This is a genomic window from Bacillus sp. 37MA, from assembly GCF_000372765.1.
GTDB classification, from domain to species: Bacteria; Bacillota; Bacilli; order Bacillales; family Domibacillaceae; genus Domibacillus; species Domibacillus aminovorans.
In genome coordinates, this window is record NZ_KB889753.1 from 1 (window position 1) to 6,647 (window position 6,647).

5 protein-coding genes, 1 rRNA gene and 1 pseudogene are annotated in these 6,647 nt (G+C 35.4%); 1 reads left to right on the forward strand and 6 read right to left on the reverse strand.

The annotated features are described in order from the left end of the window. From A3M5_RS0120685 to A3M5_RS0120695, 4 genes and pseudogenes are all read right to left on the reverse strand, one after another. A 16S ribosomal RNA gene (locus A3M5_RS0120685) occupies nucleotides 1-81 on the reverse strand; the annotation flags it as partial. A gap of 529 nt (nucleotides 82-610) precedes the next feature. Then, nucleotides 611-1,732 carry an IS200/IS605 family element RNA-guided endonuclease TnpB gene (tnpB, locus tag A3M5_RS0120690; RefSeq protein WP_018395682.1) on the reverse strand — a complete coding sequence of 374 codons (1,122 nt, stop codon included), beginning with the start codon at nucleotides 1,730-1,732 and terminating at the stop codon, nucleotides 611-613. Between the two features lie 78 nt (nucleotides 1,733-1,810). Beyond that, nucleotides 1,811-1,882 (reverse strand): annotated as a pseudogene (locus A3M5_RS26285) (IS200/IS605 family transposase); the annotation flags it as partial. Between the two features lie 370 nt (nucleotides 1,883-2,252). After that, nucleotides 2,253-3,386, reverse strand: a complete 1,134-nt coding sequence (locus tag A3M5_RS0120695) for a tyrosine-type recombinase/integrase (RefSeq protein WP_018395683.1) — start codon at nucleotides 3,384-3,386, stop codon at nucleotides 2,253-2,255. 372 nt (nucleotides 3,387-3,758) lie between these two features. Between A3M5_RS0120695 and A3M5_RS0120700 the strand changes: the two genes are divergently transcribed. Continuing rightward, complete coding sequence (locus A3M5_RS0120700) at nucleotides 3,759-4,796, forward strand: helix-turn-helix domain-containing protein (RefSeq protein WP_018395684.1); 1,038 nt, start codon at nucleotides 3,759-3,761, stop codon at nucleotides 4,794-4,796. 277 nt (nucleotides 4,797-5,073) lie between these two features. Here the strand turns inward: A3M5_RS0120700 and A3M5_RS23400 are convergent, their stop codons facing one another. Further along, complete coding sequence (locus A3M5_RS23400; protein WP_018395685.1) at nucleotides 5,074-5,523, reverse strand: hypothetical protein; 450 nt, start codon at nucleotides 5,521-5,523, stop codon at nucleotides 5,074-5,076. Beyond that, complete coding sequence (locus tag A3M5_RS0120710; RefSeq protein WP_018395686.1) at nucleotides 5,516-6,346, reverse strand: AAA family ATPase; 831 nt, start codon at nucleotides 6,344-6,346, stop codon at nucleotides 5,516-5,518. The genes A3M5_RS23400 and A3M5_RS0120710 overlap by 8 nt, the downstream gene beginning before the upstream one ends. Nucleotides 6,347-6,647: the final 301 nt, after the last annotated feature.

The window sequence follows — 6,647 nt, forward strand, 5'->3', positions numbered from 1 at the left end:
GCTCCTTTAGATCCGCTCGACTTGCATGTATTAGGCACGCCGCCAGCGTTCGTCCTGAGCCAGGATCAAACTCTCCAAAAAGTGTTTGACTTGCTCATAAATAAAACATGTTAAAAATTAACTTTGGCGTTTATTTTGTTCAGTTTTCAAAGATCAATTTCAATCGCCGTTATCAACGACAGCTAATTAATCATACCATTTAACATTTCAGAAGTCAATAGTATTTTTCGTTAATTACTATTCCCAGAAAGTATCTATTCCACAGGAAATTCCCTTCCATTATACTAAAGTCGCTATAATATAGCAGCGGACAACCAATATAACATCTTTTAAGACACTAGGTCAATAATATTTGATAAAAGTATTATTTAACAATAATCTTTATTCATTTCAAGAGAAAATTTCTTGGAATTCACTTAAATAAGCAACGTTTATTACTATATCATGCATTTAAATAAATAGTCAATAAAAATTTAAAGTCATTTAATTCGCTTGCCATATAAATCACTTGTCATTCTAACTTCTTGAACTACCCGCCACTTATGAAAGAAAATCACTTTCGTTGAAGTCGGGGATTCCTAAGTACGGAAACCTATCGGTTTCTAATTGATTAGGCTAACCCCACAGTTCCTGCGGTTAGAAGTCTTATGGCTTCGTTCATTAGATTGATTCCTGCGTTAATATCACGATGATGATGGGTTTGACAAGATGGGCAATCCCATTCACGCAAGTTGAGATTTTTAACGTCTTTGTTTTGATAGCCACAGCAAGAACATAATTGACTGGAAGCAAAGGTTTTGGATACAGGAATCACTTGTTTTCCATACCACTTTGCTTTGTACTCAAGCATTGTTCTGAATTGCGACCACGATACTTCACTGATGGCTTTTGCCAATTTGTGATTTTTTAGCATATTGCTCACTTGCAAATCTTCAATACCGATTACATCGTGGTTTTTGATGATTTCAGTAGAGATTTTATGCAAGTAATCATTTCTAGCATTCGTGATTCTTTCGTGCATACGAGCTACCTTAATGCGTTGTTTATGCCAATTAGAACCACCTTTTTCACGTCTTGAAAGAATGCGTTGTTCTTTCGCTAACGTCTTCCCTAATGTGCGGAAGAAGGTAGGATTACGATAGATAGAGCCATCTGAAAGAATGGCAAAGTCTTTTAATCCTACATCCACCCCACAAGAACGGTTGGTTTTTGGCCATTCATATACCTCTGTCTCAACAAGAACAGAAACAAAGTATTTGCCACTTGGATTTCGTCTAACAGTAGCGTTCAGAATACGTCCATTCACTTCACGACTTTTAGCAAAACGAACGAGACCGAGTTTCGGTAATTTGATTTTGCTGCCTACAATCGCAATATTCCCGTTTGTATGTTTGGTCGTGTAGGACTGAACATTGTTTTTTTTGCTTTTGAAACAGGGCGCTTCGTTTTGTTTCTTAAAAAAACGAGCATAAGCACCTGCAAGGTTTTTTAAAGAGGATTGAATGGCAATACTGTCCACTTCTTTTAACCACAACAACTCTTTTTTGAGTTTGGTTAGTTGAGCTGAACAGGTATTATAGGTTAATCCTTTTCCTGTTTCCTTGTAAGCATTGTTCCATTCCGAAAGGAAGTGATTGAAGACAAAGCGAGAACAACCAATGGTTTTGGCAATCAGGACTTCTTGTTTATTGTTTGGAAAGATTCGGAATTTGTAAGCTTTGTTTACAAGCATTGCTTTTCACCTCACTTTATACCCTGGTTTTTGATGTATTTTTTACAAGTTCAATAGGTGGACCTCCTGTCGTAAGAAGGCAAACTCAGAAATAGGGGTATCAATGACTTTCCTTTGATATTTCACAACCGAAACAAGATGATAATACATTTAGAATACTGAATGGTTATGACTGTCTACTTTCATTGTTACATCAGTCCTTTTACTCACTAGGACTGATTATATCCTATTCTAAAAAAGAAACATCTTTAGGCTATCGCCTAACCGAAATTCATCTCTCCCTTCCCGTTAGGCTACACCCTTCACACGCTTGAAGAGGGAGTCTTCTTTCGGAAAACGATAAAATTAATGACTAATCCATCATCAGAGGGAATGGGCATTATACCTCTTATACAATGAATTCCCAAAAATATACATGTATAAACCTAGAGTAAAGGGAAATCCATAAAAGTTCTCTTATTTCTCTTGATAAAGCATTTGCCTGTCTGGCAAATACTCCTTTTTTAACGTGTTTCTTCTATTATATATATCTCCCTAATGTGCCATCATCCCATTTATGAATCGCGTGTTGTTCTCTGTCCATAATACGCTGTAAATAAATCATTGTCGTGTTAATATTTTCATGCCCCAACGCCTTCATAATCGCAAAAATATCCACTTTATTGAGATACGAAATAATGGCAAAGCTATGGCGAAATACGTGTGCGGTGATTCTTGTCTGTCGTGCATGAACAAATGGAAGTTCCACTTTTTTAAATACTCTTTGTAAATAATGTGCCAAGCCATCCGGTGAAAACGCCCGACCTGTACTTGTCAGAAACAGTGGCTCATCACTTGTATTCGGAAATTTTTCCGGAATAAAGCGGGCTTCGCGATAAAGGATAATGCTGTCCATTACTTTTGGTTTGAGCGGAATCTCACGTACTTTGTTCCCTTTCCCTGTAACTTTTAAATAGTAATTTCCGAGTATGCTATCATACTTCACATCAGATAGTTTTAATTTGCAAAGTTCTTCATTCCTCATACCGGTTGCGACCAGAACATGAATAATCGAAAAGACAATATACTGCTGGCGCCCATCAAAATAATCGAGCAGCTGTATCACTTCACCTGGTCCGAGGTCGCGATTGGGCCTGTCATCTGTTCTTACTGTTGCCGCCAATAGTCCTTCATGGATGGGCTTTTCAATGTAGCCGCTCCGATGTAGAAACATGAAAAAGCTTTTCCAAATCACTGTTTTACGATCCAGCGTGGCAACTGAATACTGGCCGCGCTTTTTCACGTGAGGACTCTCTTCCGCCACCCATCTTTGATATCGGCGCATATGCCGTTCCCCCATGCTTTTAAATAATGATCCTTCGACAATATCAAGGTCCAAATTAATTTCACCCGAATATTCCAGTAGCTGCCGTATCATCATACGCAGCTCTTTTTCATATTCCACAATCGTACGCATGGATCGATTAGCCAATTCATTTAAATTTGTATCCCGATACAAATAGTAATGAAGCATTTCTTTGTCATTAAAGTAAACAAAAATGGGCTTCCCTTCTTTTTCAGCCCGATCTTTTTTTTCATGGAGATCTAACACAACTTGCTGCGGATTTTCCGGAAAAAGTAATGATAATTCGTTTTTACTTATTAATTCGCCCAAGTTTATTTCCTCCTTAAAAAAACATTTAATTATTTAAAATAGATGTACTCATTATAACTTTTTCTTTATAAGATAAAAATTAAATTTTATTAGATCTTTTAAATAAAATGATTTTTGACTTTAATAATAAACATTAACGTCAAAAAATCATTGCTTTGTTGATTTATTTATATTATTTAATTTTTAAATCATTTTTATATTAATAACTATTATTTTAATGATTTATTTTTGTTATATAATAGAATATGTACTATGATATATACAAAATAAATATTTATTATTTTTTAAAAAAAATTCCCTCGCTTAAAAAAGCATAATAAAAAGTCATTGTATAAAATATTAGATATCAATTAACAGAAAGGAATACTGAAGATGAATAAGCCAGATTACTACACAACAAAAGAAGCGGCCGCTATTTTAGATAAAGCGACCGCGACCATTCATAAATATATCCGCGACGGAAAATTGACACCTATTGAAGACCATTGGGGTGGACATCGCGGCAAGCTGTTTAAAAAAGAAGCAGTTGAGAAGTTAAAAGAAGAACTAGCGGATGATATGCCCGGAATGACGATGAGTGAATCGGCTGACTATCTAAAGATCACACGATCTATTTTGCAATCATACTTAGATGAACATCTAATTCCCTTTCAAAAACAAACATGGAGAAATAAAAGTGTAACCTTTATCCAAAGATTGGATCTCGATACTTTTAAAACAGCATATCGGGATCGACTATTAGATGACCGACTGAAGCAGCGCACATTTTATGATCGGAAAAACAAACAGGCTTTTTATCAGCGCTTTTCATCTCCTTCTATTAATGAAGCACGTCTAATCCGCTATGATTCAGGCAAATGGGGCTTTTTTATTCCTTTGACAGGACTGGAGATGGGATACGAGGAAGGCATTTTTAAACATGAGTTAACCTCGGATTATGAGGTTTCATTCGGAAAACGAACAGGCACACCTGGATACGCGAAAATAAGCCTACCGCTACACTATTCTCTCACTAGGAAATTCATCGATGTTCTATACAAACAATGCGCTATTTCTAACCTCTATATGGAGATTCACGAGGATAAGCAAAAGCTCACTATTTATATGAAAGACGCTGTTTTAACAGATACAGAATCAGCAGAATCAATCGGCCATCTTCTTGAAAATAACATAGAAGATGGATATATAACCGCAAATCATCAGCACATCAGAATTGAATCTAGCGAAAAAAACTTATCCATTCACCTTCCTTACGAAATTAAAAAGAAGATTAAAGAACTAGCGGATGAGCAAGGTACAAGTATGCAGGTAATCAGCAGCCAGATTATTGAAAATTATTTTTCACAACAAAACAAAGAAGAAGTAGATCCCGTTCAATCAGAAAATACTGGACAGAACTATTCATTATAAAAAAACTCGACAACGTTGAGATGCCAGTTTACAGGATATCATTTATGAAAATGTCTATTATGATAAGGCGCACTTATTAAAGGCCATTGGGCTTCACTGTAGGAAATTCAATAAACAAGCAGAAAAGTCCCTAACGTTTGTTGAATTTTTTATACCCAATTTCTAATGCTTCACTTATTTTTCTCGTCTTTCATCACTGGAATTCTTTCGTAAAACAATAAAACTCCCGTCATCAACATTCAGACGACGGGAGATCATTCTTATTTTCACCCTTACATTAAGTTTTGATCAAAAATTCACTCATATATTCAAACTGCTTTTTTTGACGTTCAGTTAACTTATCCGCGACATAATTTTTTATTAATTCATCTAGAATAGCGTACGTCTTCGTTTCATCCATAAACTTTCCTAATACATTTATTTTTATATGCAATTCTGCAGGAACTTTAATAGATTTCACAGCATTATTTTTTCCTACAACTGCTCTTTTTACTACTTTTTCCTCATCGGACGCCGCATCCATATTTTTAATTTCTTTTGGGTGTTTACCAGGAACTGCAATGTCAGCTGTTTTTAGTTTCATCTCCTGCTCTTTTGAAGAGGGTTCCTGATACTTAAATGGATCTTTCGTTTGGTTAAATTGGATAGGCTCTGGTCTTGGTATTCCGTTTTGCTTTTTATTCTTGGTTTTAATTAAAGGACCTTTAATATTTTCGCTATTACTCACCTACTGCCCCCTCCTCTTCATAATGCTTCATATTTTCAAGTCGTTCGATGTTTTTCAACATTTCCTCCACTACTTTAATAAAGGTCTGGTGGGCTCTCTTATCATGCTGATCTTGATTTGCAATACCCGTTATATCCCATGCTTTTAAACGTTCAAGATGCTTTACGTAATTCTCATATACATTATCTTCACCGAATATTTCTTGCGCTCTCATAACTGTAGACTGATCTACGCGACCTCCTGCCCGCAACAACACTGGCAGAACACCGACTACTTGAATATCCGCATCGTATTCATCTGCCATAAATTGCAGATAAGATACATATGTTTCTGCTCCTTCAAGAGATAACTCCTGTGCCTGAAGGATAATCAAAACGTAATCAGCTGCCATCATTGCATTATCCGAATAGTCACTAATCGTTGGAGGTACATCAATAAAAATGTAATCATATTTATTTTTTATTGGCTCCAACAGTTTTTTCAAATATGTAATTTGATCAATGTCTTTTTTAAATTTAGAATATAAGAATTTAGGCAAATTTTTAAAAGTCACGTGGGCTGGAATCAAATCTAAATTCTCATGCATTTTTACTATTGTGTTCGATAAATCTCCATTTTTGAATCCTTCAAATATGGTAGCATTTATGTCTCCTATACCAGAGGATCGAGCCACAATGGTAGTCGCGTTAGCTTGCGGATCCATATCGATTAAAAGGACCTTTTTGTTAAATTCATAAGCAAGTTCCCATGAAGCCATGACAGCCACTTTTGTTTTACCTACGCCACCTTTAAAGTTTCCAACTACAATTGTTTTAGCAGCCATCTCGTTTCTCCTCTTTATGTGTATTTTCAAACACATTTCCACCTAACAATTTTCCACTTTTGTATATTTCAGATTTTAACATAAGTAGAACTATGTTTAAATCATTATTTGTAATGGTTTTTAAGCCTTTTTTATAAATACAGCCTTAAATATACCCATTTTGAATTTGTAACATAAATGTAATATTTGAGGTTTTTTGAATAAACTTTCTCGCACAGGTGGAAATTTCTACTTTTCCACTTCTGTTAAGTTAGCCAACTTTCTCGCACAGGTGGAAATTTCTACTTTTCCACTTCTGTTA

Excerpts from the sequence above, each read along its gene's own strand:
- A3M5_RS0120700 (WP_018395684.1), top strand. The coding sequence starts at position 3,759 with ATGAATAAGCCAGATTACTACACAACAAAAGAAGCGGCCGCTATTTTA.
- A3M5_RS0120710 (WP_018395686.1), bottom strand. The coding sequence starts at position 6,346 with ATGGCTGCTAAAACAATTGTAGTTGGAAACTTTAAAGGTGGCGTAGGT.
- tnpB (WP_018395682.1), bottom strand. The coding sequence starts at position 1,732 with ATGCTTGTAAACAAAGCTTACAAATTCCGAATCTTTCCAAACAATAAA.